At 72.6% G+C, this 25141-nt stretch carries 27 protein-coding genes; 13 read left to right on the top strand and 14 right to left on the bottom strand.

What is annotated here, in order from left to right:
• The first annotated feature begins 97 nt into the window (after positions 1 to 97).
• Together QNO26_RS11240 and QNO26_RS11235 are read left to right on the top strand one after the other, a co-directional pair.
• On the top strand, positions 98 to 1411 hold the full coding sequence (locus QNO26_RS11240) for a hemolysin family protein (RefSeq protein ID WP_257533562.1): 1314 nt from the start codon (positions 98 to 100) through the stop codon (positions 1409 to 1411).
• Complete coding sequence (locus QNO26_RS11235) at positions 1404 to 2459, top strand: hemolysin family protein (RefSeq protein ID WP_257526601.1); 1056 nt, start codon at positions 1404 to 1406, stop codon at positions 2457 to 2459. Before QNO26_RS11240 ends, QNO26_RS11235 begins: the two co-directional genes overlap by 8 nt.
• 54 nt (positions 2460 to 2513) lie before the next feature.
• Here QNO26_RS11235 and QNO26_RS11230 read toward each other — a convergent pair whose 3' ends face one another.
• The gene (locus QNO26_RS11230; protein WP_374679351.1) at positions 2514 to 3608 is read right to left on the bottom strand and encodes an NADH:flavin oxidoreductase/NADH oxidase; all 1095 of its coding nucleotides are present in this window, start codon (positions 3606 to 3608) and stop codon (positions 2514 to 2516) included.
• Between the two features lie 30 nt (positions 3609 to 3638).
• Here QNO26_RS11230 and QNO26_RS11225 point away from each other — a divergent pair, with 30 nt between their 5' ends.
• The 4 genes from QNO26_RS11225 to QNO26_RS11210 are packed head-to-tail and all read left to right on the top strand — an operon-like array spanning position 3639 to position 6936.
• Positions 3639 to 4487 carry an ADP-dependent NAD(P)H-hydrate dehydratase gene (locus QNO26_RS11225; RefSeq protein ID WP_257526602.1) on the top strand — a complete coding sequence of 283 codons (849 nt, stop codon included), beginning with the start codon at positions 3639 to 3641 and terminating at the stop codon, positions 4485 to 4487.
• Between the two features lie 59 nt (positions 4488 to 4546).
• Entirely contained in the window at positions 4547 to 5800 is a 1254-nt protein-coding gene (locus QNO26_RS11220) for a glycosyltransferase 87 family protein (protein ID WP_257526603.1), read from the top strand.
• A gap of 16 nt (positions 5801 to 5816) precedes the next feature.
• The gene (locus QNO26_RS11215; protein ID WP_257526604.1) at positions 5817 to 6182 is read left to right on the top strand and encodes a thiamine-binding protein; all 366 of its coding nucleotides are present in this window, start codon (positions 5817 to 5819) and stop codon (positions 6180 to 6182) included.
• Between the two features lies 1 nt (position 6183).
• A complete protein-coding gene (locus tag QNO26_RS11210; protein WP_257526605.1) occupies positions 6184 to 6936 on the top strand; it encodes an NUDIX domain-containing protein in 753 nt (250 codons plus the stop codon).
• A gap of 4 nt (positions 6937 to 6940) precedes the next feature.
• Here QNO26_RS11210 and metX read toward each other — a convergent pair whose 3' ends face one another.
• Positions 6941 to 8146 (bottom strand): homoserine O-acetyltransferase MetX, encoded by a 1206-nt coding sequence (gene metX / locus QNO26_RS11205; protein ID WP_257526606.1) that lies wholly within the window; start codon positions 8144 to 8146, stop codon positions 6941 to 6943.
• Positions 8147 to 8219: 73 nt separating this feature from the next.
• Between metX and QNO26_RS11200 the strand changes: the two genes are divergently transcribed.
• The gene (locus QNO26_RS11200) at positions 8220 to 9161 is read left to right on the top strand and encodes a hypothetical protein (protein WP_257526607.1); all 942 of its coding nucleotides are present in this window, start codon (positions 8220 to 8222) and stop codon (positions 9159 to 9161) included.
• Here QNO26_RS11200 and QNO26_RS11195 read toward each other — a convergent pair whose 3' ends face one another.
• Positions 9162 to 10181, bottom strand: coding sequence for a DUF2332 domain-containing protein (locus QNO26_RS11195; RefSeq protein ID WP_257526608.1), 1020 nt, complete (start codon positions 10179 to 10181; stop codon positions 9162 to 9164).
• A 133-nt stretch (positions 10182 to 10314) separates the two neighbouring features.
• On the bottom strand, positions 10315 to 11637 hold the full coding sequence (locus QNO26_RS11190) for a bifunctional o-acetylhomoserine/o-acetylserine sulfhydrylase (RefSeq protein ID WP_257526609.1): 1323 nt from the start codon (positions 11635 to 11637) through the stop codon (positions 10315 to 10317).
• A gap of 121 nt (positions 11638 to 11758) precedes the next feature.
• On the opposite strand from QNO26_RS11190, the gene QNO26_RS11185 reads away from it, so the two are divergent.
• A complete protein-coding gene (locus QNO26_RS11185) occupies positions 11759 to 12541 on the top strand; it encodes an SDR family oxidoreductase (protein WP_257526610.1) in 783 nt (260 codons plus the stop codon).
• A gap of 28 nt (positions 12542 to 12569) precedes the next feature.
• Here the strand turns inward: QNO26_RS11185 and QNO26_RS11180 are convergent, their stop codons facing one another.
• Positions 12570 to 13991 carry an HNH endonuclease signature motif containing protein gene (locus tag QNO26_RS11180; RefSeq protein WP_257526611.1) on the bottom strand — a complete coding sequence of 474 codons (1422 nt, stop codon included), beginning with the start codon at positions 13989 to 13991 and terminating at the stop codon, positions 12570 to 12572.
• 220 nt (positions 13992 to 14211) lie between these two features.
• On the opposite strand from QNO26_RS11180, the gene QNO26_RS11175 reads away from it, so the two are divergent.
• Together QNO26_RS11175 and QNO26_RS11170 are read left to right on the top strand one after the other, a co-directional pair.
• Positions 14212 to 14919: a uracil-DNA glycosylase gene (locus tag QNO26_RS11175; RefSeq protein WP_257533558.1), complete on the top strand. Its 708-nt coding sequence runs from the start codon at positions 14212 to 14214 to the stop codon at positions 14917 to 14919.
• A gap of 4 nt (positions 14920 to 14923) precedes the next feature.
• A complete protein-coding gene (locus QNO26_RS11170) occupies positions 14924 to 15544 on the top strand; it encodes a GNAT family N-acetyltransferase (protein ID WP_257526612.1) in 621 nt (206 codons plus the stop codon).
• On the opposite strand, the gene QNO26_RS11165 is transcribed toward QNO26_RS11170, so the two are convergent.
• The 7 genes from QNO26_RS11165 to QNO26_RS11135 are packed head-to-tail and all read right to left on the bottom strand — an operon-like array spanning position 15507 to position 21866.
• Entirely contained in the window at positions 15507 to 15839 is a 333-nt protein-coding gene (locus tag QNO26_RS11165) for a protealysin inhibitor emfourin (RefSeq protein WP_257526613.1), read from the bottom strand. The two genes, QNO26_RS11170 and QNO26_RS11165, sit on opposite strands and share 38 nt — an antisense overlap.
• The gene (locus QNO26_RS11160) at positions 15826 to 16884 is read right to left on the bottom strand and encodes a M4 family metallopeptidase (RefSeq protein WP_257526614.1); all 1059 of its coding nucleotides are present in this window, start codon (positions 16882 to 16884) and stop codon (positions 15826 to 15828) included. Before QNO26_RS11160 ends, QNO26_RS11165 begins: the two co-directional genes overlap by 14 nt.
• A gap of 9 nt (positions 16885 to 16893) precedes the next feature.
• Positions 16894 to 17715 (bottom strand): ABC transporter ATP-binding protein, encoded by an 822-nt coding sequence (locus tag QNO26_RS11155; protein WP_257526615.1) that lies wholly within the window; start codon positions 17713 to 17715, stop codon positions 16894 to 16896.
• Entirely contained in the window at positions 17712 to 18500 is a 789-nt protein-coding gene (locus QNO26_RS11150) for an ATP-binding cassette domain-containing protein (RefSeq protein WP_257526617.1), read from the bottom strand. Before QNO26_RS11150 ends, QNO26_RS11155 begins: the two co-directional genes overlap by 4 nt.
• The gene (locus QNO26_RS11145) at positions 18497 to 19414 is read right to left on the bottom strand and encodes an ABC transporter permease (protein WP_257526618.1); all 918 of its coding nucleotides are present in this window, start codon (positions 19412 to 19414) and stop codon (positions 18497 to 18499) included. Before QNO26_RS11145 ends, QNO26_RS11150 begins: the two co-directional genes overlap by 4 nt.
• Positions 19411 to 20361: an ABC transporter permease gene (locus QNO26_RS11140; RefSeq protein ID WP_257526619.1), complete on the bottom strand. Its 951-nt coding sequence runs from the start codon at positions 20359 to 20361 to the stop codon at positions 19411 to 19413. Before QNO26_RS11140 ends, QNO26_RS11145 begins: the two co-directional genes overlap by 4 nt.
• Positions 20358 to 21866 (bottom strand): ABC transporter substrate-binding protein, encoded by a 1509-nt coding sequence (locus tag QNO26_RS11135; protein WP_257526620.1) that lies wholly within the window; start codon positions 21864 to 21866, stop codon positions 20358 to 20360. The genes QNO26_RS11140 and QNO26_RS11135 overlap by 4 nt, the downstream gene beginning before the upstream one ends.
• Positions 21867 to 22077: 211 nt before the next feature.
• Between QNO26_RS11135 and QNO26_RS11130 the strand changes: the two genes are divergently transcribed.
• Genes QNO26_RS11130 through QNO26_RS11120 form a run of 3 tightly spaced genes read left to right on the top strand, consistent with a single transcriptional unit; the run spans position 22078 to position 23778 of the window.
• Positions 22078 to 22554, top strand: a complete 477-nt coding sequence (locus QNO26_RS11130) for a carboxymuconolactone decarboxylase family protein (RefSeq protein ID WP_257526621.1) — start codon at positions 22078 to 22080, stop codon at positions 22552 to 22554.
• Positions 22551 to 23279 carry a tyrosine-protein phosphatase gene (locus tag QNO26_RS11125; protein ID WP_257526622.1) on the top strand — a complete coding sequence of 243 codons (729 nt, stop codon included), beginning with the start codon at positions 22551 to 22553 and terminating at the stop codon, positions 23277 to 23279. Before QNO26_RS11130 ends, QNO26_RS11125 begins: the two co-directional genes overlap by 4 nt.
• A gap of 37 nt (positions 23280 to 23316) precedes the next feature.
• Complete coding sequence (locus QNO26_RS11120) at positions 23317 to 23778, top strand: siderophore-interacting protein (protein WP_257526623.1); 462 nt, start codon at positions 23317 to 23319, stop codon at positions 23776 to 23778.
• A 38-nt stretch (positions 23779 to 23816) separates the two neighbouring features.
• On the opposite strand, the gene QNO26_RS11115 is transcribed toward QNO26_RS11120, so the two are convergent.
• Positions 23817 to 24272, bottom strand: coding sequence for a Fe-S oxidoreductase (locus QNO26_RS11115; protein ID WP_257526624.1), 456 nt, complete (start codon positions 24270 to 24272; stop codon positions 23817 to 23819).
• Positions 24269 to 25084, bottom strand: coding sequence for an arginase family protein (locus QNO26_RS11110; protein WP_257526625.1), 816 nt, complete (start codon positions 25082 to 25084; stop codon positions 24269 to 24271). Before QNO26_RS11110 ends, QNO26_RS11115 begins: the two co-directional genes overlap by 4 nt.
• Positions 25085 to 25141 lie beyond the last annotated feature (57 nt).

Raw genomic sequence — 25141 nt, 5'->3', positions numbered from 1 at the left:
AGAATCCCTCTACGATGGACGACCCTCCCAGTACCAGACGCCCGCTCCACCGACTCTCCTCGCCTCCGACCGGGGGTGACGTGTGCTCGACTACGTGATGCTCGGCGTCGGGCTGCTCCTGACCGTGGGCACCGGTCTGTTCGTCGCCAGTGAGTTCGCCCTGGTGAACCTCGACCGCGCCGACCTCGAAGCCCGTCAGGCTGCGGGGGAGTCCCGCCTGGCGATGACCATCTCGGCGCTGCGGGTCACCTCGACCCACCTGTCCAGCGCACAGCTGGGGATCACGCTGACGACCCTGCTGACCGGCTACACGATGGAGCCGGCCATCTCGAACCTGCTGGCACCCGTCTTCGAGGCGTGGGGCTGGTCCGAGGCGGTGTCCCGGCCGATCGCGGCGGTCGTGGGCGTGTCGATCGCGACGATCTTCTCGATGATCCTCGGTGAGCTGGTGCCGAAGAACTTCGCCCTGGCGGTGCCGCGCCAGACCGCCAAGCTCGTCATCCCGTTCCAGGTGGGCTTCACCACCGTGTTCAAGCCCGCCATCAGCCTGCTCAACGGCAGCGCCAACGGCGTGCTGCGCGCGATGGGAGTCGAGCCGAAGGAGGAGCTGTCGGGCGCTCGCACCGCCGAGGAGCTGTCGAGCCTCGTGCGTCGCTCCGCCAGCGCCGGCGTTCTCGAGCAGGACACCGCCTCGCTGCTGCAGCGCACCCTGACCTTCACCCGCCTGACCGCAGCCGATGTGATGACGCCGCGCCCGAGCGTGCACGCCGTGGCGGCGTCGGACTCCGTCGAGGATGTGATCCAGCTGGCCCGCCGCACCGGGCACAGTCGCTTCCCCGTCTACGACGAGTCGATGGACGACATCACCGGCGTCGTGCATCTGAAGGCCGCCGTCAGCGTGCCGCGGGAGCGGCGCGCCGAGGTGCCCGCCGCCGCGATCGCCTCCGAGCCCCTGCGCGTGCCCGAGGCGGTGCACCTGGACGCGCTCATCACGGAACTGCGCGCCCGCGGCTACCAGATGGCCGTCGTCGTCGACGAGTACGGCGGCACGGCGGGTGTGGTGACCCTGGAGGACCTCGTCGAGGAGATCGTCGGCGAGGTGCTCGACGAGCACGACCGCAGTCGCGCCGGCATCGTGCGCACCGCCGACCTCGTGACCTTCCCCGGCGATCTGCGCCCCGACGAGGTGCGCGACCGCACCGGCATCCGGGTGCCCGAAGGCGATGTCTACGACACCGTGGGCGGGTACATCATGAGCGTGCTGGAGCGCATCCCGAAGGTGGGCGACGAAGTGGAGCTGGAAGACGGCACGCTGACCGTGCAGCGCATGGACGGCCGCCGTGTCGACAGAGTGAGGTTCACACCGCGCCCGACCCCGGATGCCGCAGCGGAAGGGGCAGACGATGAGTGATTGGGCAGGCCTCGCCTGGCTGGTCGTGCTGCTGGCGTTCAACGCGTTCTTCGTCGGCGCCGAGTTCGCCGTCATCTCCGCACGCCGCTCCCAGATCGAGCCGCTCGCCGAGAAGGGGTCCCGGGCGGCCAAGACCGCGCTGTGGGCGATGGAGCACGCCACGCTCATGCTCGCCACGGCGCAGCTGGGGATCACGATCTGCTCGCTGCTGATCCTGAACGTGTCGGAGCCGGCGATCCACCACCTGCTGGCGGTGCCGCTCGGGCTCACCGGACTGGGCGAGGCCGCGGTCGACGTGACCGCCTTCGTGGTCGCGTTGCTGGTGGTGTCGTACCTGCACGTCGTGTTCGGCGAGATGGTGCCGAAGAACCTCGCGTTCTCGCTGCCCGATCGTGCGGTGCTGCTGCTGGCCACCCCGCTGGTGTGGGTGTCCAAGCTCTTCCACCCGATCATCGTGTCCCTCAACTGGATCGCCAACCATGCGGTGCGGCTGTTCCGGGTGGAGCCGAGGAACGAGGCGGCCTCGACCTTCACGCTCGAAGAGGTCGCCACGATCGTCAACCAGTCCCGCATCGAGGGCGTGCTCGACGACGTCACCGGCGCGGTTGCGGCGGCGGTGGAGTTCACCGACAAGAAGGCGGGCGACGTCGCCGTTCCGCTGTCCGCGCTGGTGACCCTGCCGCAGTCGACCACCCCGGATGAGATCGAGCGCGCAGTGGCCAGGCACGGCTTCTCCCGCTACGTGATCGTCGACGACGAGGGCGCCCCGGTGGGCTACGTGCACCTGAAGGACGTGCTGCGCGAGGCCGAGGGGGCGGATGCCGCGGTCGTGACGGCCGAGCCTGTCAAGCCCAAGCGCATCCACCACATGGTGCCGGTGTCCGAGACGACCGACCTCGAAGACGCGCTCGCGGTGATGCGCCGCTCCAGCCGCCACCTCGCTCAGGTGCGCGATGCGACAGGCCGCACCACCGCCGTGCTGTTCCTCGAGGACATCCTCGAAGAACTCGTCGGCGAGGTGCAGGACGCCACTCGGCGGCTGCGCTGACCCGAGGGGGATGCCGGGTCGGCCGGCATCCCCCTCGGTGCGCGGCGTCGGGTGTCAGCGGCGGCGCGCTCGCACGTACTGAGCGGGCCACTCCATGTCGGCGCCCAGCTCGCCGGCGGCGCGCAGCGCGAAGTGGGGATCCCGCAGCCATTCCCGTCCGGCCATGATGGCGTCGGCGTCGCCCGCGGCGAGGATCGACTGGGCCTGCGCGGCGTCGGTGATCTCGCCGACCGCACTGACGGGCACGTCGACACCGGCTCGCACGGCGCGGGCGAAGGCGACCTGGTAGCCGGGCCCGGTGGTGATCCGCTGGTGGGCGACGAGTCCGCCGCTGGAGACGTCGATGAGGGTGACGCCGCGCGCGGCGACCCAGCCGGCGACCGTCACCGTGTCGGCGACGTCCCAGCCGCCCTCGGCCCAGTCGGTCGCGGAGAAGCGCACCGCGATCACGGCATGCGGCGCCGCATCGCGCACCGCATCGCAGACCTGCAGCAGCAGCCGCGCCCGGTTCTGCAGGGACCCGCCGTAGTCGTCGTCGCGGCGGTTGGACAGCGGGGAGAGGAACTGGTGCAGCAGGTAGCCGTGGGCCGCGTGCACCTGCAGCACGTCGAAGCCGGCGGCCACAGCCCGTCGTGCGGCGGCGGCGAAGGCGGCCACGACCTCCTCGATGCCCGCGGCGTCGAGGGCGCGGGGCTCGGCGAACCCGTCGAATGCGACGGCCGAGGGTGCGACGGTGGGCCAGCCGCCCTCGGCGTGCGGCACCGCGCCGCGGCGGCCGGTCAGGGGCGACCACGTCGACGCCTTGCGGCCGGCGTGCGCGAGCTGGATCGCGGGGACCGCCCCGCGGCGGCGGATGGCTGCGGCGATGGGCGCCCAGGCGTCGCGCTGGGCGTCGTTCCACAGCCCCACGTCGTCGGGCGAGATCCGCCCGTCGGGCGTCACCGCGGTCGCCTCGGCCGTGACCATGCCCGCCCCGCCCGACGCGAACTGCGCCAGGTGCACGTGATGCCACTCACCCGGCATCCCGTCCTCGGCCGAGTACTGGCACATGGGGGCGACCCACAGCCGGTTGCGGGCGACGACGGTGGCGGTGTCGGTGTCGGTGTCGGTGTCGGCACCGAGGGTCAGGGGGTCCAGCAGCAGGGTCACGGTGTCTCCGGCACGGGTAGGGTGACGCCCATGACGACGACGGGCGTGTGGACGGGCGGGGACGTGGTGAGCTCCCTCCGGAGGCCAACGGACGCCGACCACAAGTATTCCCGCGGCGTCGTCGGGGTGCGCACCGGATCCGACCGGTACCCGGGCGCCGCCGTGCTCGGCGTCGAGGCGGCGTGGCGGACCGGCGTGGGCATGGTGCGCTACCTCGGACCGGCCGGGGCCGCGGCATCCGTGCTCGCGCGGCGGCCCGAGACGGTCACCGCCCCCGGCAGGGTGCAGGCATGGCTCATCGGCTCCGGAACCGACGCGGCCGGTCGGGACGAGGCGGAGACCGCGGCGCTGCGGCACCTGCTCGCCGGTGAGGAGCCCGTCGTGGTCGACGCCGGGGCGCTGGATCTGGCGCCGGCGGCGACGGCGCCGATCATCGTCACGCCGCACGACCGCGAGCACGACGCGCTGCGGTCCCTCCTCGGTCTCGCGGCCGTCGACCCGCAGGGTGGCGATCGTGCCGCGGCGGCGACCGAGACGGCCGTGGCGCTGGGGGCCGTGGTGCTGCTGAAGGGGGCGGAGACGCTCGTGGCCGCCCCCGACCGCACGGCGGTGCGGGTGCGCGCCGGCACGCCGTGGCTGGCCACCGCCGGCACCGGGGACGTGCTGGCGGGCGTGATCGCGGCGCTGGTGGCATCCGCCGCTGCCGCGGGCGACGTGGATCGCGAGACGCTGGTGGGCTGCGCCGCGTCGGGGGCGTGGCTGCACGGCCGCGCCGGAGCGCGGGCTGCCGCCGATGTCGGGGACGGGCCGATCACCGCGATGGATGCCGCGGCGGCGTTGCCGCGGATCGTCGGCGGCGTGCTGTCGGGGCGCTTCTGACCGCCCGGCGGCCGAACCCGCTGCCGACGGGCGGGGGAGACGTTCGTAGGATGGGGGACGTGTCGAGGCGAGCGGTGCTGTGGCTGGCGTTCGTCGTGGTGCATGCCGCGGTGGCGGGGCTGGGCTTCGCGCTGCCGAATCAGCCCATGGGCGACGTCTACCTCGTCTACGAGCCGTGGGCCTGGTGCGCGCTGCGCGGCGGGCTCGACGGGTTCTGTCCCGCCGGCACCGAGGTCATGGGCGTCACCCTCTCGTGGGTGTACCCGCCGCTGGCGCTGCTGCCGATGATCGCGGCCTGGCCGCTGTCGTGGATCGGCGGCTACACGATCGGCTGGGCGCTGGTGGTGACGGCCGTCGACGCGCTCGCTTTCGCGCTGCTCGTGGGGCGCGGGCGCTCCCGCGGCCGCACCGCTGCTGCGGCGTTCTGGCTCGCCGCGATCCTCGCGCTCGGGCCCGTGGGAATGTACCGGCTCGACGGTCTCACCGTCGCCCTGGCCATCGCCGGATGCCTGTGGCTGGCGGGCCGGCCCCTCGTGGCATCCGCGCTGCTGGCCATCGCGACGTGGATGAAGGTGTGGCCGGCGGCGCTGCTGGCGGCGGCGCTGGTGGCCGGCCGCCGCCGGGGACGGGTGATCGGCGGCGCCGCCGCGGTGTCCCTGCTGGTCGTCGCCGGCGTCGTGGCGGCGGGCGGCGGTGCCCACGTGTTCGGCTTCGTCGCCGGTCAGACCGGCCGCGGCCTGCAGCTGGAGGCGCCGGTGAGCGCGGTGTACCTGTGGCAGGCCGTGCGGGGGACACCCGGTGCCCAGATCTACTACGAGCGCGAGCTGCTCACCTTCCAGGTCACCGGCGCGCAGGTCGATCTCGTCATCGCCGTCATGACGCCGCTGCTGGCGGGCGCGGTGCTGGCGGTGGCCGCGCTCGGCGCGGTCAAGGCGTGGCGCGGCGCCCGGTTCGCCGTGCTGCTGCCGCCCCTGGCGCTCAGCCTCGTGACGGTCCTCATCGTCTTCAACAAGGTCGGCTCGCCGCAGTTCGCCACGTGGCTGGTCGCACCGCTGGTGCTCGGCCTCGTGATCGACCGCCGCCGGTGGTGGGCTCCCGCCGCGCTGGGCCTGGTCACCGCACTGCTGACGCAGCTGGTGTACCCCGTGCTCTACGGCGGGGTGCTCTCGGCCGCGGCGCTGCCGGTGGGCGTGCTGACCGTGCGCAACGCCCTCTACATCGCGCTGCTGGTGTGGGCGGTGGTGCGGCTCGCGGCCGTGCCGGTCCCTGCCCGCGTCCGCCGCCCGGCATCCGTTCTCGCACCATCGCCCTGAAACCGGAGGTCCTCCCATGCTCATCGCCTTCTCCGTCGCCCCCAGCGGCACCGGTCGCGCCGACGGCTCGGTGCACGACGCCGTGGCCGCCGCCGTCGCGGTCGTCCGCGCCTCGGGCCTGCCGCACCGCACGACGTCGATGTTCACCGAGGTGGAGGGGGAATGGGACGAGGTCTTCGACGTCGTCAAGCGCGCCACCGACGCGGTGATGCCGTTCGGGTCGCGCGTCTCACTCGTGCTGAAGGCCGACATCCGTCCCGGTCACTCCGGGGAGATCGACGGCAAGGTGCAGCGCCTCGAGCAGGCGCTCGAACGCGCCGCATCGGAGGACGACCCGGCGCAGGCGTCGGGCGCCGCGTCCGACGCCGCCCGCTCGGACTGACGTGGCGGGGGTCGACGGCGGGCGCGGCGCGCTGCGGGCGCTCGCCGACGCCGCGGGGGAGTCGGCGCCGCGCCGTCCCGGCGACGCGGAGGATCCGGCGATCCCTGTGGCGGCGACCGTCGTGCTGCTGCGCGACGGCGCGGCCGGTGTCGAGGTGCTGATGCTGGAGAGGCCCGACCGCGGCTCGTTCGCCGGGGCGTGGGTCTTTCCCGGCGGCCGGCTCGACGACGCCGATCGACGCGACGACGACCGGGACGACGACGCGCCGGCCCGCCGGGCGGCCGCGCGGGAGACGCGGGAGGAGAGCGCGCTCGTGGTGGACCCGGCCCAGCTCGTGCCGCTGTCGGTGTGGGACCCGCCGCCGGGGCTGCCGCTGCGCATCCGCACCTGGTTCTTCGTCGCCGCCGACCCCGGCGGTCAGGTGCAGCCGTCACCCGATGAGGCTGTCGCGGCGCGCTGGATGCGCCCTGCCGACGCACTGGCCGCCCACGGCCGCGACGAGATGATCCTGTACCCGCCGACGTGGGTGACGCTGCACGGCCTGCGCGACCACGGCGATGTCGCCGGGGCGCTCGCCGCGGTGCGCCTCGTCGGTCGACGCTCGTTCGAAACGGTCGCCCGGCGCGGGGCCGAGGGGCCGCTGCTGATGTGGCAGGAGGACGACGAGTACGACGCGGCCGCCCCACCCGGAGCCGCCCGCCACCGGCTCGAAGTCGGCGCCCTGCCCTGGCGCTACACGCTCACGCCGGGCTGAGCGCTCAGGACTGCAGCAGCCGCCGCAGGTGGTGGCCGACCGCCTCGGTCTCGATGAGGAACCCGTCGTGGCCGAAGTCGCTGGAGAGCACCACCGCGCGGTCGCCGTCGAGGGTGCGCGGGATGCCGCGGGCGATGCGGTGCTGCCCGTCCACGGGAAAGAGCCGGTCGCTGTCGATGCCGAGCACGAGCGTCGTGGCGGTCACGCGGGCCAGGGCGTCTTCGATGCCGCCGCGCTCGCGGCCGACGTCGTGCGAGTCCATCGCCTCGACGAGAACGAGGTAGCTGTTGGCGTCGAAGCGACGGGTGAACTTGTTGCCGTGGAAGTCGAGATACGACTCCACGGCGAACCGGCCGCCGTGACCGAGCGGGCTCTTGCCGGACTGCCACGAGCGCTGGAAGCGGGAGTTCAGCTCGGTGGGCGAGCGGTAGTTCAGCAGAGCCATGCGGCGGGCGAGGGCCAGCCCTCGGTGGGGGCCGTCGCCGTCGCCGGCGTCGTAGTACTCCCCGCCCTGGAACCGCGGGTCAATCGCGATCGCCTCCAGCTGCACCGAGTTCAGCGCGATCTGGTCGGCGGTGTTGGCCGGTGGGGCGGACAGGATCGCGAGGCGCGCGACGCGGTCGGGTTCGGACACGGCCCATTCCAGCGCGTGCATGCCGCCCATCGAGCCGCCGACGACCGCCCCCCAGCGGTCGATGCCGAGCGCGTCGGCCAGGCGCACCTGGGCCGCCACCTGGTCGCGGATGGTGAGGTAGGGGAATCGCGAGGCCCACTCGTAGCCGTCGGGGCCGATGCTCGCCGGCCCCGTGGAGCCCTGGCATCCGCCCAGCATGTTGGGCGCCACGACGAACCAGCGGTCGGTGTCGATCGGGGCGCCCGGGCCGACGATGTCGCTCCACCAGCCGGAGGTGGGGTGGCCCGGCCCGGCGGGACCGCGCACGTGGCTGTCGCCGGTGAGGGCGTGCAGGATCAGCACGGCGTTGTCGCGCGCGGCGTTCAGCTCGCCCCAGGTCTCGTACGCGAGCCGCATCGCCGGCAGCTCGCGTCCGCTCTCGGTGCGGAAGGCGCCGAACGCGGCGAACCTGCGCTCGCCCGGCGGATCGCCGTCGCGCCAGGCGCCGGTCGCGGGCGGGCGGCCCAGCAGCAGGCGTGCGTCGGCCTCGGTCACCGGCGCCGAGGGCACGGTGTCTTCGGAGGTCTGCCAGTCCACGTTCCCATTCTGGCCGGTGCGGTCGAGGCGCGGCCCCGTGTTACGTGTCGGAGGAGGGGAGTAGCTTGCGCGCATGAGCGCAATCGACTACCTCCTGGACTCCGACCCGGCCATCCGCTGGCAGGTGCTGCGAGATCTGACGGATGCCCCGCCCGAGGAGGTTGCTGCGGAGCGGGCGCGGGTGGCGACGGAGGGGTGGGGCGCCCGGCTCCTCGCCGAGCAGGCCGAGGACGGGCTGTGGGACGGGGGTACCTACCGCCCCGGCTGGGTGGACGAGAGCCGTCCTTTCTTCGATGCCTGGTCCGCCACGCACCCGTCGCTCGACCTGCTGCGTGCGTTCGGGCCCGACCCGGCGGCACCCGAGGTGGTGCGCGCAATCACGCGGGTGCGCGAGAACGTGCGCTGGGAGCACGAAGGGCAGCCCTACTTCGAGGGCGAGGTGGAGCCGTGCATCAACGGCGGAGCGCTGGCCAACGCCGCCTTCTTCGCCCAGGACGGCGGGCGCATCGTCGAGACGCTGCTGTCCGGTCAGCTGGCCGACGGCGGATGGAACTGCTGGGACGAAGACGGCACGAGCCCCTCGTCGTTCCACTCGACGATCTGCGCGCTCGAAGGTCTGTGGGCGTGGGAGCAGGCCGGCGGGGAATCCGATGCCGTGACCTCAGCGCGCCTGCGCGGCGAGGAGTATCTGCTGGAGCGTCGCCTCTTCCGCCGGGCATCCACCGGCGAGGTCGTCGACCCCCGGTTCACCATGCCGTCGTTCCCGACTCACTGGTATTACGACGTGCTGCGGGCTCTGGACTACGTCCGGTCCGCACGCCCGGATCGCGACGATCGCTGCGCGGAGGCGATCGAGCTGCTGCGCGCGAAGATGCTCCCGTTCGGGATGTGGAAGCTGGAGCTGACACACGAAGGCCCCACGCTGTTCGAGCTCGAGGCCGAGCGCGAGGGCTTCCCGAGCCGCTGGGTCACCCTGCGTGCGCTGCGGGTGCTGCGGTGGTGGGACGGCGACTGACTAGAGAGCCCGCGCGGGCGTCGCGGGGGCGGTGAAAGGACGCACCTCGTAGGTCGCGCCGTGCTGGCCGGCCAGAGCCACCGGCATCCCGTCGACCGACTGCACGAACCGCCGATCGGTGTCGAGTCCCTCGGGCACGCGCGCATCCACTCCCGGCAGCGTCCCCGACGACTCGTTCGAGATCCACACCACGCGGCCGTCGCGTGCGGCGCGCACATGGTGCACCAGCTCGACGAAGCGGTGCCGCTCGTCCTGGTCGAGGTACAGCAGAACGGCGCTGTGGAAGATCACGAGCGTGGCATCCGCCGGCGCGGATGCGGCGACGTCGGGCAGCGTCTCGAGCAGATCACCGCGGACGATGTCGGGCGGCTCGGCCGCGGCCATGGCCGCTGCGGCCCGCAGCCGCGCGACGCGCCCGTCGTGGTCGGGACCCGGCCACACGAGGGTCGCGAGCCAGTCGACGGCCGTGTCGTCGCGGGCATCGATCGGCGCCAGGTCGATGCCGCGCCGCCAGATCACCTCGGGAACGCGCTGCGGCACCGCTGCGTCGTCGTCCACGCGGCACGGCAGCACGACGGGCGAATCGCCGAGGACATGGACGCCGCCGGGGGCCGTGTATTCGTAGGCGAAGCGATCCGGCAGCAGGCACAGTCCCGCCGCGGTGCCGACCTCCAGCAGCGCGAGGGGACCGGGGATACGTGCGAGCTGCGGCACCAGCGTGGCGCACCGCGCGGGCTCGTTGGTCTGGGTGGTGCGGGACGCGGCGATCTCGGCGACCCGTGCCCAGTTCGCCTCGAGCCACTTCCGCCACTGCGGGAACGGCTCGAGGGGACTGCCCGCCCAGCGGGCTGCGGCGAAGATGCGGTTGGGCTGCTGCATCGCCGGTGGCAGGGCGGCGAGCACGGCGAGGATGCCGGCGTCTCCCGCGATGCCGGTGGCCCAGTCCTCGTACAGCGGGGAGGTGCCGTGCGCCCAGCGGCGCCCGAAGGTCTCGTAGGTCGCGGCGAGTGCGTCGGTCACGGCGTCAGCGTACAAGGGGGGTGCGGGTTCGGTTCCGCCCTGTGCCGATGCCCCGGGTGCCGCCTGCCGTACGCGACGCGCCCCGGCTGCCGCGATGCGGGGCCGGGGCGCGTCGTAGTGCCGATGCGGCGCGTCAGGCGCGCGCGGCCTCCGACAGGCGACGGGCGGCGGCGAGGGCCTGGGCGAGGTCGGCCTTGAGGTCGTCGACGGCCTCGATGCCCACCGACAGCCGCACCAGCCCCGGGGTGACGCCCGAGGTGAGCTGCTGCTCGGGGGTCAGCTGCGAGTGCGTCGTGGAGGCGGGGTGGATCACGAGCGAGCGTACGTCGCCGATGTTGGCGAGGTGGCTGAAGAGGGTGAGCGAGTTGACGAACTCGCGACCCGCCGCGACACCGCCCTTGAGTTCGAACGACAGCACGGCGCCGACCCCCTTCGGCGCATAGGTGTTCGCCGCCGCGTACCAGGGCGAGGTGGGAAGGCCGGAGTAGTTCACCGCGGCGACGTCGTCGTGGTTCTCCAGCCACTCCGCGATCTCCTGCGCGTTCTGCACGTGGCGCTCGATGCGCAGGGACAGCGTCTCGATGCCCTGCAGCAGCAGCCAGGCGCTCATCGGCGCGATCGCGGCACCGAGGTCGCGCAGCAGCTGCACGCGCGCCTTGATGATGTACGCCAGCCCGTCGCCGACGGCGGTGGTGTATGACGCGCCGTGGTAGGACGGGTCGGGCTCGGTGAGGCCCGGGAACTTCTCGACGTTCTGCGACCACGCGAAGCTGCCGCCATCGACGATGACGCCGCCGATGGTGGTGCCGTGGCCGCCGAGGAACTTCGTCGCCGAGTGCACGATGATGTCGGCGCCGTGCTCGAAGGGGCGGATGAGGTACGGCGTGGCGATGGTGTTGTCGACGATGAGCGGGACGCCGGACTCGTGCGCGATGTCGGCGACGGTGCGGATGTCGAGCACGTTGATCTGCGGGTTGCCGATCGTCTCGGCGAAGAACAGCTTGGTGTTCGGGCGCACGGCGCGGCGCCACTCCTCGGGGTCGTCCTGGTTCTCGACGAACGTCGTCTCGATCCCGAGCTTGGCGAGGGTGTACTTGAAGAGGTTGTACGTGCCCCCGTAGATCGAGCTCGACGAGACGATGTGGTCGCCTGCCTGCGCGATGTTGAGCACGGCGAAGGTCTCGGCGGCCTGGCCGCTGGCCACCAGCAGGGCGCCGGTGCCGCCCTCCAGCGCCGCGATGCGCTGCTCGACGACGTCCTGCGTGGGGTTCTGGATGCGCGTGTAGATGTTGCCGAACTCGGCCAGCGAGAACAGGTTCGCGGCGTGGTCGGCGTTGTCGAACACGTAGGAGGTGGTCTGGTAGATCGGCGTCGCGCGCGCCTTGGTGACGGGGTCCGGGGCGGCACCGGAGTGGACCTGCTTGGTCTCGAAGCGCCAGTTCTCGGGTGCGGACATGATGACTCCTGGATCTCGGGCCGACCGCGGCTGCCGCGGCCTGGTCTGAGGCTACGGACTGGGCGCTCTTGTCAACAACGGCGCGGAAATGTGACGTAACGTGCGCGGTACGGTGGGTCACATGACACGACGCGCGGTAGTCACGGGAGCCAGTTCGGGCATCGGGGAAGCGACGGTGCGTGCCCTCCGGGCGACCGGATGGGACGTCGTCGGGGTTGCCCGACGCGCCGACCGTCTCGCCGCCCTGGAAGCCGAAACGGGCGCGGCCGCCTATGCGGCCGATCTCACGCGACAGGCGGACGTGGACGCCCTGGCGGCGTGGCTCGCGGAGACCGGCCCCGTGCACGCCCTCGTGAACGTCGCTGGCGGGGCGCGCGGGACCGACCGTGTCGAGGACGGCGATCCGGAGGACTGGCGCTGGATGTTCGAGGTGAACGTCCTCTCGGCGCAGATGCTCGTCGCAGCCCTCCTCCCTCAGCTGCGCGCCGCCGCTGCCGTCGATGGGCATGCGGACACCCTGTTCGTCACCTCCACTGCGGCGCAGCGGGCGTACCCCGGCGGTGGCGGCTACAACGCCGCCAAGGCGGGGGAGTCCATGCTCGCCGAGGCCCTGCGTCTGGAGCTCAACGGTGAGCCGATCCGGGTCGTGGAGGTGGCACCCGGGATGGTCTACACGGAGGAGTTCACGTTCAACCGCCTCGGCGGTGACCGTGCCGCCGCAGAGAAGGTGTACGACGGCGTCGCGCAGCCGCTCGTGGCATCCGATGTGGCCGACGTCATCGTGTACGCGATGAACGCGCCGGGGCACGTCAACCTCGACCTCGTCACGATGCGCCCGGTGGCGCAGTCGGCGCAGCACCTGCTCGCACGTGGCCCCCTGCGGCCGCGGCTGCCGGGGGAGTGAACAGCTCCGCCGCCGATACGGCGGGTGTCTAGAACGGTGCGGGCTCGGCGGCCGCGGCGAAGGCTCTGAACTCGAGCATCCGGCGCGGGACGTCGACATACACGCGCCCGGCAGGACTCGTCCATTCGAGGATGCCGTCGGGTTTGTGCACCACGCTCCAGGCAGTCCCGTGCTTGAGCGGGTGATGTCGGCCCGGGCAGAGATTTGCGAGGTTCGTGACCCGCGTCGGTCCGCCACGGGCGGCGTCGATCGTATGGTCGCCGTCGCACTGCCGTGCGGGTCGGCGGCAGCCGGGGAACCGGCAGTGCTCGTCGCGGGCATCGAGGAATCGGCGCATCCGGGCGCTGGGGCGGTACGTGTCGACCTGAAGCACTGCTCCGGTGGCAGGGGAGGTGAACAGCCGTTCCCAGATGCCGGCGGTCGCGGCGAGGCGCCGGGCCGTGTCGGGGTCGATCGGTCCGTACCCGACGAGCTCGGCGGGTTCGGCGTCGTCACCGGTGAGGGTCGTGGCGGGGATGGTGATCTGCACGTGGGCGGTGATCGCAGCCGTCGCGGGGATGCTGCCGGAGGAGACCGGCGCGGTGGCGTGCCCAGTGAGGAGCAGATCGGCGAGAACGTCGGCGCGCACCTGGTCGGTGGTGCGCCGGTCGGTCGCGATGACGTCCGCCTCTGCGACGGCGTCGTCGGTGACATGCCCACCTGCGGTGCCGGCGACGGCGCGGTCATCGCCCAGGTCTGCGCTCGCCGGGGTGCCGGCGGCGGCCGCACCTCGCGCACCCCGCCCCGCGCCGACGATCTCGCGGGCGTAGGCGGTCAGCCGCTCCCGGATCGCGTACGCCAGCGGAGCAGGCAGCGTCGCCACCAGTTCGGCCATTCCGTCGTCGAGGTCCCGCACCCACACCCGCCGCCCCGCCGTCGCTTCGGCATGCCGCTCCTGCAACGGCACCGGGTCGAGTCGCTGCGCCAGCATCAGGATGATCGGCTTCGCCCGCCCTGGCGTCTCCCGCTCCGCGACCACCAGTGCGGCCTGCTCGAACCGGCCTCGGGCCTCGGGGTCGGTGATGCGGACGCCGGCATCGTGGATCACCCGGACGTGGGCCACGTCGATTCTCCCCGCCTCCAGCGCCGCCAGCGTCGCCGCGAATCCCCCCACCAGCCCGGCGGCATCGCGCATCCGCTGCTGCATGCCGCGATCGGAACGCCGCAGCACGGCCGCGAGTTCCGCCGCCATCGCCCGCCGCGGCATCTCGCGCTCACGCCCCTCGCTCGAGGGCACTCGGGATGTCTCCTCGGCTGCAATCGTCTCGGCCCGCGCCAGCCACTGCAGTTCCCGCGCCTGCAACGCCGCGATCGCCCGGCGGGTCTGCTCCACGCCGGAGATCACCGCGCCGTGTGAGGCGGCGGCGATCGAGTCGACGGCCATCGAGTCGACGATGGGGGAGCTGTTCATGCCTCTGATTCTGCCGCTCCCCTCCGACATCGAACGGGTGGTAACCCCAGGTCAGGCGGACATTGTGGATGACGCGAATCCACCCCGGGCTGTGGAGGAGGCGGCGGCCGGCGCACCCGAAAACCCGGCTCGCACCCGACGCGCACCCGTCGCGCACCCGACGCGCACCCGCACCCGGCGCGCCCCTCCGTAGGCTGGTCGGGTGTGGACGGAGGAGTGGATGGCGATGACCCTGCCCGAACTCGCCGACGCGGGATTGGTGGCTCCCGACTGGGCGCAGGCGCTGCAGCCGGTCGCGGGCGACATCGCCGCCCTCGGCGAGCGACTGCGCGCCGAGACGGCCGCAGGGCGCGCCTACCTGCCGGCCGGTGACCGCGTGCTCCGTGCCTTCCAGCGTCCGATGGCCGACGTGCGCGTGCTGATCGTGGGGCAGGACCCCTACCCGACCCCCGGGCACCCGATCGGGCTCTCCTTCGCCGTCGACGCCCACGTGCGCCCGATCCCGCGGAGCCTGCGCAACATCTACCGGGAGCTGTCGGACGATCTCGGCATCGCCCCGGCGGAGCACGGCGACCTGTCCGCGTGGAGCGACCAGGGCGTCATGCTGCTCAACCGCGTGCTCACCGTCGCGCCGGGCGCGGCCGGCTCGCATCGCGGCTGGGGATGGGAGAAGGTGACCGAGCACGCCATCCGTGCCCTCGTCGCCCGGGGCGGGCCGCTCGTGGCGATCCTGTGGGGGAGGGATGCCGCTTCGCTCGCGCCGCTGCTGGGCGACACGGCGCGCATCGAGTCCCCGCACCCGTCTCCGCTCTCCGCATCACGCGGGTTCTTCGGGTCACGCCCGTTCTCGCGCGCCGACGCCCTGCTCGTGCAGCAGGGGTCCTCGCCGGTGCGGTGGGAGCTGCCGCCGGCTGCCGCTCTAGGCTGACCTCATGCTGGAGGACGAGTACGACCGCGACCGCCGGCGTCTGCCGTGGCACCTGCGGCGGCGGCCGGATCCGGAGCATCCCTTCGCCTACGAGATCCGACCCGCCACTGAGCGGGATGTCCCCGACATCCGCGAGATCTACAACCACTACGTCACCAACTCGGTGGTGACCTTCGACGAGGAGAAGTGGTCGATCGCGCAGTGGCGGGAGAAGCTGAACCACCTCCAGAAGCTGGGGATGCCGTTCCTGGTGGCGCAGGCGCCGTCCGGCCAGATCCTCGGTTACGCCCTCGTGCAGCCCCTGTCGAGCAAATCGGCCTACCGCTACAGCGTGGAGAACTCGATCTACCTCGGGCAGGCCGCCACCGGCAAAGGCCTGGGACGCGCGCTGCTGGAGGCGCTGATCGTCGCCTGCGAGCAGGCCGGCATCCGTGAGATGGTCGCCGTCATCAGCGACCGAGGCGCCGAGGCGTCGATCGCGCTGCACGAGCGGCTCGGGTTCGTCGAGGTGGGTCGCATGGGACGTGTGGGACGCAAGTTCGGCCGCTGGCTGGGCACGGTGTACCTGCAGAGGTCGCTGAAGCCGGTCAAGAAGTCTCTGCGCGAGCGGCTTTCGGGCCGCTGACGGCGGGGACGCCGCGCACGGCGTCGATGAGCGCCCGCCACGGTGCGGTCACCGCGCCGTCGGGCATCCGCGCGTCCCGCCGGGCAGCGCCCACGGCGGCGCTCACCTGCCACTGGAAGCGATCTGCCCCCGGCGTCTCGGGTACGGGCTCGTCCCACGGGCAGCCCTCGATGAGGGCGAGCCACGGCTTCGCCTCGGCTCCGCAGGCCTCGGCGTGCCATTCCCGGCGAAGGCCGGCGATGCCGCCGCTGCGCACGACGGTCACGGAGACGTCGGGTTCGTCACGCTGATGCATCCTCGATCACGCCGACGCCCGCCCAGCCGGCGCGGACGGCGGCGACCTCCTCCGAGTCCTCACCGTACTCCGCCGCGGCGGTGAGGAGTGTGGCGCGGGCGAATGCGGCGAAGTCGGTGCTCGGCGCGAGCGACCCACCCGTGAGCGTGCGGTACCAGATGAGGCCCGCCCGCTCCCAGGCGAAGCCGCCGAGGTCGGTGGCCACCAGATGGAACGCGCGGTTGGGGATGCCGGAGTTGATGTGCACGCCGCCGTTGTCGTCCTCGGTGTCGACGTAGTCGCGCAGATGACCAGGCTGGGGATCGCGCCCGAGCACGTCGTCGTCGTACGCCGTGCCGGGTGCGGCCAGTGAGCGCAGCGCGACACCCTGCACGAGGTCGGTGAACACGCCCTCCCCGATGAGCCACGACGCCTCGTCGGCCCGCTGCTGCCGGTGGTGCTGCTCGACGAGGGCGCCGAAGACGTCGGAGATCGACTCGTTGAGCGCGCCCGACTGCCCCACGTACGCCAGGCCGCCGGAGTACTCCGTCACCCCGTGCGTCAGCTCGTGCGCGACCACGGTGAGGGAACCCGTGAACCCCCGGAACACCTCGCCGTCGCCGTCGCCGAACACCATGCGCTCGCCGTTCCAGAAGGCGTTGTCGAAGTCGACGCCGTAGTGCACCGTCGCCGCCAGGGTGCCGCCCACCCCGTCGATCCCCGCGCGCTGGTAGGCGTCCCAGAAGAAATCGAAGGTCACGCCCAGGCCGTCGAACGCCTCGTCGGCCGCGGCGTCGCCGGTGGGCGGGTCGCCCTCGCCTCGCACCGTCATGCCGGGCAGGTTCTCCTCGTTCTGCGCGTCGGAGACGACGCGGTTCGGGGAGGGGGCGCCCTCGGCGACCAGGGCGCCGTCTTCATCGATCGACAGCCGCAGCCGTGTCAGCTCGGGTCGGTAGTGCCGCTGCGCGGCCAGGGTGTTGCGCGCCGCGCGGGCGGCCCGCGCGAGGTGCGGCGCGTCGGTCTCGGCGAGACGGGCCAGCAGGTACGGCGGGACGATGGCGTTCATGCCACGAGGCTAGGGGGGAGGTGCGACATCCTCGCGCCCGGCACGCGGGTCGATGACCGGGATGGATGCCAGCAGTCGCCGGGTGTACGCCACCTGCGGCGTCAGCAGGACCTTCTCGGTCGGCCCCTCCTCGACGATGCGGCCGTCCTTCATGACGATCACCTCGTCGCAGAGATTCTGCACCACGCCGATGTCGTGCGACACCAGCACGAGCGCCAGCCCGTCGCGGCGGCGCAGCTCCCGCAGCAGCTCGAGGATCTGAGCGCGCACCGTGACGTCCAGCGCCGACAGCGGCTCATCGCCCACGAGCAGCCGCGGGCGGTGCACGATCGCCCTGGCCAGCGCGATGCGCTGGCGCTGCCCGCCCGAGAACTCGTGCGGGAAACGGTCGGCCATGTCCGGCTCCAGGCCGACATCGGCGAGGACCTCGCGCACCCGCGCGCGCCGGTCGCCCTCGATCCCCAGCGCCCACAGCGGCTCGCCCACGATGCGTCCCACGCTCATGCGGGGGTCGAGCGATGCGTACGGGTCCTGGAAGACGACACCGGTCTGGCGTCGCAGCCAGTGCAGCGAGCGGGCGGGGGCGGATGCCGCAACCGGCCGGCCGTCGAAGTCCACGGTGCCCGCGGTGGGGGTGTCCAGGCCCAGCAGCAGCCGCACGAGGGTCGACTTGCCGGAGCCGGACTCGCCGATGACACCGAGGGCGGAGCCCTCCGCCACATCCACGTCGGCGTCCTCCAGCGCCGTCGTGTACCGGCGGGGGGTGAACAGGCCGGAGCGAGGCGCGAGGTGGCGGCGGGTGAGGCCCCGGCCGCGCAGCAGGGCGCTCACAGCGCGCCCCCCGGTCGCCACAGTGTCGCGGTGGCGTCCCGCAGCAGCCCGCGGGTCACCTCCGACGACGGACGGGTGAGCAGGGTCGACACCGGTGCCGACTCGACCACGCGGCCGTGCTCGAGCACGACCCCGTGGCTGGCGATCTGGGACAGCACCGCCAGGTCGTGCGTGATGAACACCAGCGACATGCCGTCCCCGGTGACGAGGGTGCCGAGCAGATGCAGGATCTCGGCCTGGATCGTCACGTCCAGGGCCGTGGTCGGCTCGTCGGCGATGAGCAGGCGCGGGCGGCAGGCGAGAGCCATCGCGATCGCCACCCGCTGTCGCTGCCCGCCCGAGAGCTGATGGGGATAGCGGGCGACGATCTGCTCGGGATCGGGGAGGGCGACGCGGCGGGCCTCGGCCACCGCGCGTGACTTCGCCTCGCGCCGGGTGACGCCTTCGTGGATGCGCACCGACTCGGAGATCTGCCGGCCCACGGTGCGGATCGGGTTCAGCGCCGTGCGGGGCTCCTGGAAGACGATGCCGATCTCGTCGCCGCGCAGCTGCGCGAGTTCGCGGTCGGGCAGGCCGACCAGCTCGCGCCCGTTCCAGCGGATGCTGCCTTCGACCGTCGCGGCATCCGGCAGCAGGCCCATGATCGCCAGGGCGGTGAGGGACTTGCCCGAGCCGGACTCGCCGATGAGCCCGACGCGCGCCGAGTCGGGCACCTCGAACGAGACGCCGTCGACCACGCGGCGACCGCCGAGCTCGATCACGAGGTCCTGCACCTGCAGACTCACGCCACCACCTCCGGAACGTGCGCGCGTGCGGCATTGCTGCGGCGCGAGAGCGTCGGGTCGGTGGCTTCACGCAGCCCGTCGCCCAGCAGGTTCAGCCCGAGGACGGTGAGCGTGATCGCCAGCCCGGGCCAGACCACCGACACCGGGTGCACCGTGATGTAGCTCTGCAGCTCGCTCAGCAGCACCCCCCATGACGGCTCGGTGGGCGGTGCGCCGAAGCCGAGGTACGACAGGCCGGCCTCGGCGAGCACCGCCACCGCCATGCCCCATGACAGCTGCACGATGAACACCGGCGCGACATTGGGGAAGAGGTGGCGCAGCAGGTTCTGCACGGGGGTAAGCCCTGCCGCTTTGCCCGCCAGCACGAACTCGCTGTGCAGCACGCGTCGCAGCTCCGGCCGTGTGACGCGGGCGATGTTGACGCCGAAGCCGATGCCGACCGACAGGATCACCACCCAGAGCGATCCCCCCCAGACCGCGGAGATCATCATGGCGATCAGCAGCACGGGGAAGGCGATGAGGATGTCCACCAGGACGGCGACCGACTCGCGCATCCATCGTCGGGTGAGCGCACCGAGCGACGCGAGGACCAGCCCGACGAGCGTGGCGACCAGGCCCGCCCCGAGCGAGACCCACACCGTGGTGACCGAGCCCGCCATGAGGAGGCTGAGGATGTCGCGGCCGGTGCCGTCGGTGCCCAGCACGTGGGGCCAGCCGGGAGGCGCCCAGCGCTCGGAGATGTCCACCTGCTGCGGGTTGAACGGCGTCCAGACCGCTGCGACGACGGCGGTGACCCCGACGGCGAGGACGACGGCCACGCCGACCCGCCCGGTGGTCAGGCGGAGGAGTCGGCGCAGCCAGCCCCATCGCCCCGTGATCGCGGGGGAGGAGGTGGCACCGGCGGGGGCGCTCATTCCGCCTCCCGCTGCCGGGGGTCCACGACCCGGTGGAACAGGTCGACGAGGAAGCCGACGACGAGCACGAACCCGGTGAGCACGAGCAGCTCGCCCTGCACCTTCGGCAGATCGCGCTGCCCCACATCGGTGACCAGCATGCGACCGATGCCGGGGAGCGAGAACAGCTGCTCGATCACGACGGCGCCCACGATGATGCCGGCCACCTGAAGGCCGAGCACCGTGATCACGGAGAGTCCGACGTTGGGCAGTCCGTGCCGCACCAGCGCCTGGGTGCGGGTCAGCCCCTTCGCGGCCGCGGTGCGCACGTAGTCCTGCCCCACCGCCTGCAGCGTCGCCGAGCGCACGAAGCGCAGCAGCATGGCGCCCTCGACGATGCCGATCGTCACCGCCGGCAGCAGCAGCGCCCGCCAGGCCGCCCATGGGTCGGTCCACCCGGCGCGCGGGAACCCCTGCGCGGGCAGCCAGCCGAGCCACACCGCGAACACCACGACGAGCATCATGCCCGCCCACACCACCGGCACAGCGGCGAGGGTCTGTGCGCCGACGGTGATGAGAGTGCCGTCGGCCCGGCCGCGGCGCAGCGCCGAGGCGACCCCGAGCGGCACGCTGAAGACGAGGGCGATGACCATGGCGAGGATGCCGAGGGGCACCGTGACCTGCGCCTTCTGCGCGAGCTCGGTGGCCACGGGTGCGCCGGTCAGCAGTGACGTGCCGAGGTCGCCCCTGGCCACGCCCGCCATCCAGTCGAGGTACTGCAGGAACAGCGGCTGGTCCAGGCCCAGTCGCGTGCGGATGGCCGCGACCTGCTCGGGGGTGCTGCCGACGCCCGCGATCATCTGGGCGACGTCGCCGGGGAGCACCCGAAGGGTCAGGAAGATCAACACGCTGGCGACGACGAGGCCAAGCAGCAGCAGGGCCAGCCGCGTCAGCGCGTAGCGGATCACCCCTCGCTCTTGGTCAGCTCGGCGAGGTTCAGGCGCTCGTTGACGTTCACCGTGGGCATACCCGAGATGCTAGCGCCGACGGCGACGACCGATGCGCCGTTGTACAGCCAGTCGGCCACGTGGTCCTCGGACACGATGCGGGCGGCCTCGGCCAGCAGTTCCGCGGCTTCGGCTTCGTCGGTTGCGGCGAGGGACTGCGCGAACAGCTCCTGCACCTCGGCGTTGTCATAGCCGAAGTAGTAGTCCGGGTTCGCCCAGTTCTCGAAGTCGCGCGCCTCGGTGTGCAGCACGAAGCTCAGGTCGAAGTCCTTGTTGATGTACACGTCGTTGAGCCAGGACGAGAACTCCACGGCATCCACCTTCAAAGTCACCCCCACGTCGTGCAGGTTGGAGACCAGGATCTGCGACACCGTCGTGCCGTAGAACGAGGGGATGGTGAGGGTCAGCTCGAGGTCGTCCGCACCGGCCTCTTCCAGCAGCTCGCGGGCCGCGTCGGGGTCGAACGGTGCGACGTCGGAGAGGTCCTCATAGCCGGGGTCGAGTTCGGGGATCGGTCCGTACTGCGTCTGCCCGGCACCGATCGCCTCGACGATCGCGTCGTGGTCGATCGCCTGGCGGATGGCCTGACGCACCTGCACGTCGGCCAGCGGGCCCTCGGACGCGTTCATCGCGAGCGTGCCCTTGTCGGTGGAGGCGCCCACCTCGACGGTGAAGTCGCCGTTGGCCTCGATCTGCTCGGCGAGGTTCGCGTCGAAACCGGTGACCACGTCGACTTCACCGGCGAGAGCGGCGTTGAGGGCCGCCTGGTTCTCGGGGATGTAGGCGAAGACCACCTCGGCGGCGCCCGCCGGGTCGCCCCAGTACTGCTCGAATCGCTGCAGGGTGACGCTGTCGCCCTGCTTCCACGACGACAGGGTGAAGGGACCGGTGCCGTTGGCTGCCGTCTTGCGGTCGATCGTGTCACCCTCCTTGAGGATGAGTCCGGCGCGACCGGTGAGGTTCCACAGCAGGCTCGAGTCGGGTTCGGCGAGGGTCAGGACGATGTCCTGGCCGTCGACTGCGATGCCGGTGACGCCCGCCAGACGGTCGGAGTCGCGGTACGACGGGGTGTCACGCACCTGGGTGAGCGACCACACGACGTCCTGCGGGGTCAGCGGCTGGCCGTCGTGGAAGACGACGCCCTCCCGCAGCGTGAAGGTGTAGGTGAGGCCGTCGGGGGAGACCTCGTAGTCGCTGGCGAGCGCCGGGACGATGTCCTGCTCGGGCGTGCGCGAGACGAGGCCCTGGTAGACATTGTCGATGAGCAGCTGGTCGAGGGCGGCTCCCGCGGTCTCGCGGATGTCGAGGTTGCCGGGCTCGGCGACCAGGCGAACCGCGACCGACGCATCCGGGTCGGCGGCGGCGCTCGTGCTCGGCGCCGGGGACGGCGACGCGCTGCAGGCGGTGAGGGCGAGCGCGCCGGCCATGAGCACGGCGGCGGCCAGGGTGGTGCTGCGGCGGAGCATGGGAGAGGTCCTTTCACAGGGCGGGCGGCGTCGGTGCTGGCGGGCCCCCGCATACGCTGGTGCGCGTAACAGCCTATGGTCCTGCTGGGCATGGTCGCGCATCGGGTGCCCATGCGCGGCGCGACCAGGATAATCGCGCTCCGCCGAGAGATGCCTGCGCGCGCCACACCGCCGCAGGCGCCCCTCCGCAGCAGGCGGCTAGGGTCGGACCATGACCGATCAGCCGCGTGTGCACCTGTCCCGCTCCGCCCGCGGCGCCTACCGTGCGCTGGAAGGCCTCGCCAAGACCGTCGGGTCGCTCGCCGACGACGCCGGCATCGACGCCCGCCTGCGCGAACTCGTGCAGATCCACGCGTCGCAGCTCAACGGGTGCGCCTACTGCGTGCGTGTGCACGTGGACCGCGCCGTGGCAGCGGGAATGGACGTCGACCTGGTGGCGCAGCTGCCGGTGTGGCGCGACTCCGGGGTGTTCACCGAGCGGGAGCGTGCCGCGCTCGAGCTCACCGAGGCGCACGTGTACATCCATGAGGAGGGCGTCTCCGACGAGGTGTACGACCACGTCGGCGGCATCCTCTCGGAGCAGGAGTATGTCGCGCTCAGCTGGATCCTCGTGTCGATCAACGCGTTCAACCGCGTGGCCATCGCCGGACGCTACCCGGTGGAGCCCCGCGCCGGGGAGAACGCGTGACGGCCGCCGACCGCATCGTCGCGGGGGCGCTGAACTTCCGTGACGTCGGAGGGCTGCCGGCGCGCGCCGGCGTCACCCGGTCGGGCGTGCTCTTCCGCTCGGGCAACCTCGCCCGCCTCGACGACAGCGGGAGGGCGACGCTGCGCGAACTGGGCCTGCGGCGGGTGATCGACCTGCGTGCCGACGACGAGGTGGCCCTCGAGCCCTCGCTGGTGGACGGCCTGGGGTTGGAGACCCTGCGACTTCCGCTGTTCACGGGCTCGGCCGCCTCGTTCTTCGAGCAGGACGTGTGTCTCGACGACTTCTACCGTGCGCTGCTCGACGAGGCGGCAGACCGTGTCGTGGAGGTCGTGCGCGGGGTGCTCGCGAACCAGCCGGTGCTCGTGCACTGCACGGTCGGCAAGGACCGCACCGGGGTGACGGTGGCGCTGACCCTCGCGGCCGCGGGAGTGGCGGAGGATGCCGTCGTCGCCGACTACGCGCGCACGGAGGCGCTGCTGCCTCCCCAGCGCAACGCCCGGGTGCTGGCGTACCTGCGCTCGCAGCATCCGCAGTCCCGCCACCTCGAGGAGCTGGCCACGAAATCGCCCGCGGCCGCCATGCGCACCCTGCTCGACGGACTGCGCGAGCGCTACGGCGCGCCCGTGGAGTTCCTGCGCGCGCACGGCTTGGGCGACGACGAGATCGCCGAACTCACGTCGGTGCTGGTACACAGCCCTTCATAGGTTAGGCAACCCTTGGTCGGTGTATCGTGGAGGCGTCATGAGCACCGCACCCCACAGCGCCGCCGCCTGCCGCGCGGCCAAGCACACCCGTGTGCAGCACCTGGTGACCGCCGACGAGCACGCGCTCGCCGAGCTGCAGGCGCTCATCGCCACGCTGCCGCTGTGCTCCACGGGCCGTGTCTTCATCGAGGTGCCCGACGCGTCCTGGCAGGCCGACCTCGCCGTGCCGCCGCGCATGACGGTGACGTGGCTCGACCGCTCCCGCCGCTCGGGTGAGCCGGGCACCGGCCGGGGCTGCGCCCGCGGGCAGGCGCTCGCGCGCGCGGTGAACGCCTGGGCCGACGAGATGCTGTGCGCCGACGGCCACGGCACCCGCGTCATGCTCCTGGGCGGCTACCTCGGCACCGCCGACATCGTCGACCACCTCACCGGCACCCTCGGCATGCCCGCCGAGGACATCCGCACCCCCGAGCGCTTCGGGCTCTCGACCGCCCGCTGACGGTCGACCGTGGCGCCGTGGCGCCGTGGCGTCGCGCGTCACGACCCCCGCGGCACGTAGCGGCCGTCTTCGAGGCCGGCCTCGATCTCGAAGCGGTTCGTCAGCGGGTTGCGCCCCGCCAGCAGGTACAGCACCGGCATGAGGGCTCCGTAGCGCTGCCACTGACGCTTGTGCCGCGCCTCATGGGCCAGCAGTTGCGGCGTGACGCGACCGGTTCCGGTGAGGAAGCAGCCGCCCACGCACACCCCGCCGCGCCCGTAGGTCCACGACGGCATCCCGCGGAAGACCCACAGTCCCGCCCGGCGTTCGATGGGTCCGGTGGACCACAGCGTCCCCCACACGAATCCGAAGGCCGTCCCCGCGAGGTAGCCGACCCGGCTGAGCGGGGAGTCCAGCAGCACGGCGGGGATCATGCGGTCCGCGCGGCGACCGCGGGCCACGGCCCGGTCGGCCCGCTCCCGCCACCCGGCAGGGGGAGGGGTGAGAGGACTCACGCGAGCGCGCCGATCACCCGGAGGATCGCGCCCATGTCGTCGACGGCGGCCGCCGGGGTCACCGGGGCGAACCCGGCCAGCGACGCGCCGACCAGCGGGATCCGGTTGCGCAGCCGTGCGAGGGAGGCGACCAGCTGCGGCACCTCGACACCGAACGGCACGGCGGAGCTCACCCCGATGATGGCTGCCGGATCCAGGACGTCCAGATCGACGTGCACGTAGACGGCGTCGGCCCCGGTGGCGGCGACCGCGTCGGCCAGCGCATCGGGGTCGGCGAGGGCGTCGGCGGCGAGAACGGTGAGCGGGGATGCCTCCAGGTACGCGGCTTCTGCGGCATCCACCTCGCGCGCCCCCGCCAGCACGACGCGCTCCGCCGGCACCGCGCCGGCCGGCAGCGCGCGCTCGCCGTCGCCGAGCACCGCCCGCAGTGCCATCCCCGCGTAGGCTCCGGACGGGGAGGACGCCGGATCATGCAGATCCGGGTGGGCGTCGAGCCAGACCACCGCGAGGTTCGGGTGCCGCTGAGCCGCGTGTCCGATGGCGGGAACGGCCACGGCGCAGTCGCCGCCGACGACCACGGCGGGCTCGGCGAGAGGGGCGAGCGCTTCGGTCACCAGCGCCTGGATCCGTGCCAGGGCGCTCAGCCGGTGCACGCCCGTGCCGAGCGACTCGCCGGCCTCGAGCGGGATGTCGATGCGGGTGCAGGCGGATCGCGGCAGGTCGCCGGCGATCACCTCCGCGCCATCGACGAGGAGCATGGCGCGCGCAGACGGTGAGCCCTGCCATTGCGGTACGACGATGAACCGGGTCATGACACCATCCTTCCCTGTCGCAGGAGGTGCGGCGTGCGTCCGCGCCGTGGGAAATCG

This window comes from Microbacterium sp. zg-Y1090, from assembly GCF_030246945.1.
GTDB classification, from domain to species: Bacteria; Actinomycetota; Actinomycetes; order Actinomycetales; family Microbacteriaceae; genus Microbacterium; species Microbacterium wangruii.
The sequence above is the reverse complement of the archived record's forward strand: the minus strand, read 5'-3'. Positions and strand labels throughout refer to the sequence as shown.

Excerpts from the sequence above, each read along its gene's own strand:
- QNO26_RS11240 (WP_257533562.1), top strand. The coding sequence starts at position 98 with ATGCTCGGCGTCGGGCTGCTCCTGACCGTGGGCACCGGTCTGTTCGTC.
- QNO26_RS11120 (WP_257526623.1), top strand. The coding sequence starts at position 23,317 with ATGAGCACCGCACCCCACAGCGCCGCCGCCTGCCGCGCGGCCAAGCAC.
- QNO26_RS11215 (WP_257526604.1), top strand. The coding sequence starts at position 5,817 with ATGCTCATCGCCTTCTCCGTCGCCCCCAGCGGCACCGGTCGCGCCGAC.
- QNO26_RS11185 (WP_257526610.1), top strand. The coding sequence starts at position 11,759 with ATGACACGACGCGCGGTAGTCACGGGAGCCAGTTCGGGCATCGGGGAA.
- QNO26_RS11225 (WP_257526602.1), top strand. The coding sequence starts at position 3,639 with ATGACGACGACGGGCGTGTGGACGGGCGGGGACGTGGTGAGCTCCCTC.
- QNO26_RS11200 (WP_257526607.1), top strand. The coding sequence starts at position 8,220 with ATGAGCGCAATCGACTACCTCCTGGACTCCGACCCGGCCATCCGCTGG.
- QNO26_RS11135 (WP_257526620.1), bottom strand. The coding sequence starts at position 21,866 with ATGCTCCGCCGCAGCACCACCCTGGCCGCCGCCGTGCTCATGGCCGGC.
- QNO26_RS11235 (WP_257526601.1), top strand. The coding sequence starts at position 1,404 with ATGAGTGATTGGGCAGGCCTCGCCTGGCTGGTCGTGCTGCTGGCGTTC.
- QNO26_RS11165 (WP_257526613.1), bottom strand. The coding sequence starts at position 15,839 with ATGCATCAGCGTGACGAACCCGACGTCTCCGTGACCGTCGTGCGCAGC.
- QNO26_RS11160 (WP_257526614.1), bottom strand. The coding sequence starts at position 16,884 with ATGAACGCCATCGTCCCGCCGTACCTGCTGGCCCGTCTCGCCGAGACC.
- QNO26_RS11130 (WP_257526621.1), top strand. The coding sequence starts at position 22,078 with ATGACCGATCAGCCGCGTGTGCACCTGTCCCGCTCCGCCCGCGGCGCC.
- QNO26_RS11175 (WP_257533558.1), top strand. The coding sequence starts at position 14,212 with ATGGCGATGACCCTGCCCGAACTCGCCGACGCGGGATTGGTGGCTCCC.
- QNO26_RS11110 (WP_257526625.1), bottom strand. The coding sequence starts at position 25,084 with ATGACCCGGTTCATCGTCGTACCGCAATGGCAGGGCTCACCGTCTGCG.
- QNO26_RS11190 (WP_257526609.1), bottom strand. The coding sequence starts at position 11,637 with ATGTCCGCACCCGAGAACTGGCGCTTCGAGACCAAGCAGGTCCACTCC.
- QNO26_RS11170 (WP_257526612.1), top strand. The coding sequence starts at position 14,924 with ATGCTGGAGGACGAGTACGACCGCGACCGCCGGCGTCTGCCGTGGCAC.
- QNO26_RS11180 (WP_257526611.1), bottom strand. The coding sequence starts at position 13,991 with ATGAACAGCTCCCCCATCGTCGACTCGATGGCCGTCGACTCGATCGCC.
- QNO26_RS11145 (WP_257526618.1), bottom strand. The coding sequence starts at position 19,414 with ATGAGCGCCCCCGCCGGTGCCACCTCCTCCCCCGCGATCACGGGGCGA.